The organism is Reyranella sp. (genome assembly GCF_050185545.1).
Lineage (GTDB): Bacteria > Pseudomonadota > Alphaproteobacteria > Reyranellales > Reyranellaceae > Reyranella.
Window position 1 is genome coordinate 1 of record NZ_JBFWZI010000360.1, and the last position, 2,991, is coordinate 2,991.

The 2,991-nt window shown below is 66.6% G+C and carries 2 protein-coding genes and 1 pseudogene; all 3 read left to right on the forward strand.

The features are described from left to right. Window positions 1-922, forward strand: a pseudogene (locus AB7O82_RS38015) (hypothetical protein); the annotation flags it as partial. Between the two features lie 333 nt (window positions 923-1,255). Then, window positions 1,256-2,407 (forward strand): M23 family metallopeptidase, encoded by a 1,152-nt coding sequence (locus AB7O82_RS38020; RefSeq protein ID WP_428549727.1) that lies wholly within the window; start codon window positions 1,256-1,258, stop codon window positions 2,405-2,407. A 185-nt stretch (window positions 2,408-2,592) separates the two neighbouring features. Then, window positions 2,593-2,991: ABC transporter substrate binding protein (locus AB7O82_RS38025; protein ID WP_428621935.1), on the forward strand; the 399-nt coding region annotated here is incomplete at its 3' end.

Sequence of the window (2,991 nt, forward strand, 5' to 3'; positions counted from 1 at the left end):
GCATGGCGGCGGCGGCAACGACATCCTGTTCGGCGAGAACGGCGCCGACACGCTGGCAGGCGATGCCGATAGCGGACAGGCGGCGAGGGTCGTCACGACCGAGACGACGACTCACAGCGCGTTCAACTTCACCAGCCCCGCCGGGCCGGTTCCCGAGGATGGATCGATTGCGGACGGCGATGGTGGTTACAAGACAATCGCCCAAGTGTGGACCTACAAGGACGATGAGGGCTCGCTCCACAAGGAAGGGCTCTACGCTGTCGGGGGCGACGGAACCTATGAAGGCGGAGCCCATGCTGTCCAGGTCTTCTCGTTCGATCCGCCCGATCTGCCGCAAACCGGCGCGCTGAACGATGTCGATATCTACTTCTACTACTACACGAGCTACGCGTCGGCGCCCGAGTTAATCGGGCACCACGTCGTTGCGGAGAACGAGCAGGTCTTCGTTTCGCTCGACATCTCCGAGCATCCCGAGGGCGGTCACCTCGTCGCGTTCAACGGCATGCCGAGCGCGGCTGCCCTGGCCGATCCCGAACACAATTGGGTGAAGCAGCAGGCGACGCCGTCGCTGAATGACCTCCTGACGACCGAGACCTCGACCGAGGAGGTCGTGACCTATCAGTTCCAGGTCGCGGGCGATCAGCTCATCGGCGGCAATGGTCCCGATACGTTCATCTACAACGTGGCGGACTCCAACAGCGTCGATCTGATCTGGGACTTCAACCAGAGCAGTGATCTGTTCGATGCGACCGAAGGTGATCAGCTCGTCATCCAGGGTGCTGCTTCCATCCCGGTCGTGATGGATGGCGTTGATCTCGGCGGCGGGAACACCGGCCTGATGCTCTACTTCTCGGACAACCACGCCATAGGCCTCGTCGGCGTGGCGTGGGAGCAGGTGGAGAACTCGGTCTTCCTCTCCTGACGGTCGACCGGCGCGCTTCGAGCGCGGCCTGAATACGGCACACCGCCGAGCCGATCGCACTGAAGGGCCGCCAATCCAAGGCGGCCCTTCTCTTCGAGAGGAAAATCGAACTGGTCCTGGGTCGGGCGCAGGCCAACGATTGTTCTCATGTCAGCCTGACGGCGCCATCGAGGAGGGGAATGGCAGTGCCCTCGTCGCGAAGCCCATGACACGGAGATCGGCAAACAGGGCGCTTCGAGCGCCCCGTTTGCCTTCGCGAGGCACGAGCGTCTGCCTCTCGATGTCACCAGTTGGCAACTGGCCGACGCATCTCGATCGCGCGACAAGCACCTGATGAAGCGCATCTTCCTGGCACTCGTGTGCGTAGGTTGGCTGGTTCATGGCTCGGCGCTGGCCGGTTCCGAAGACAGACGTTCAGATGAAAGCCTTGCGAGCGAGGAGAGGCTGCTGGGCGCCGCCGACGAGGAGGCGCGCCATCAGGCTCTGTTGCCGTTCACGCGCGAGATCGTGCTCGCGGGCATCGTCGCCCGCTCGCTCGATGGCGCGATGGCCGCGACGGGAGTCCCGTCGGTCGTGAGGCTCGAGGTGGAGCAAGCCCTGGGCACAGTCCTCGACCTCGAGCGCGACGTGCAGGCCGGCGACCGCTTTCAGCTTCGCTACCAGCAGTCCTTCACCATGCAGGGAGCGGAGATGGGCGTCGGTCGGCTGGTCTGGGCCGAGCTGCAAACCCGCAAGGGCACGATCGGTGTGCAGCGCTTCCACGCCGCGAGGCACGACGAGACGCTGTGGCTGACGAGCGGCCAGGCGGCCGCGCCGGCCGCGATGAGGCTGCCGATCGACACGATCGCCGTCTCGTCGCGCTTCGGCATGCGCGCCGACCCCTTCGACCAACCGAAAAACCTCGCGGCGCGAGGCCCCGTCATGACGCACGGAACCGGGCGCGCCATGAACGTCACCGTGAACGTGGCGACGAAACGGGGCGTGCTGGCGGGGCTCTCGCCAACTGGCACGACAAGGCGCGCCGTCGGCCGTACGTCTCCCGTCTGGTACATGCACGAAGGCATCGACCTCGTCGCCCCGATCGGCACCCCGGTCTACGCCGCCGGCGATGGCGTGGTCACAGGTGCGGGGCCGAACGGCGGCTACGGCAACTGGGTCCGCATCGAGCATCCCGGAAACTTTGCAACCGTCTATGGCCATCTCCGGAGCTTCGCTTCGGAGGTGGAAGTCGGCCACGTCGTGGCGCGCGGCGAGCTGATCGGCTTCGTGGGCAGCACCGGTCGCTCCACGGGCGCCCACCTCCATTTCGAGCTGATCAGCAACGGCAAGCCGGTCGATCCGTTTGCCCATGCGAACTTCAAGCCCGTGCGACTGGTCGGCGCGGACATGGAAAGGTTCCGTCGGCAGCTTTCCCGATCCCGGCTGCAGCGCGACCTGAAGGCGACGGCACCCGATGCGGCCGCATCGGCGCCAGTACCGTGGTGAGGGCCGTGGCGAGGGACTGATCCTGTTGCTGCGGATGCTCGCAGCAGCGTGGTATCAAACGCGGCGTCATGCCCTTCAGTCCTGTATGGCGGCGTGCCCTGCTCGCGGGCACCGTCGCGACTCTGTTGCCGGGTCCGCTGGGCGCTCAGCCCCGCAGAGCCGACGTGCGCCGCCTGGGCGCCCTCATGGCAGGCCCCGCCGGCGACCCGCTGTGGAAGGGATTTGCCGACATCTTCACCCGGACTCTCAGCTCTCTCGGATGGCGGGCCGGTGACAACCTCACCATCGAATGGCGCTGGGCGGGCGGCGAAGGCGCCCTGATCGAGCGTTACGCGTCCGAGCTGGTGGCGCTGGCACCCGACGTCATCTTTTGCCAGACCAGCCCGGCCACGGCGGCCCTGCTGCGGGCCACGCGCACGATCCCGATCGTCTTCGCGCGGGTCACCGATCCGGTCGCGCAGGGCTTCGTGCGCAGCCTGGCGAGCCCCGGCGGCAATGCCACCGGCTTCGCCGACTACGATCCGCCGCTCGCGGGAAAATGGCTGTCGATGCTGACGCAGCTCAGCCCGCGGGTGACCCGGGCG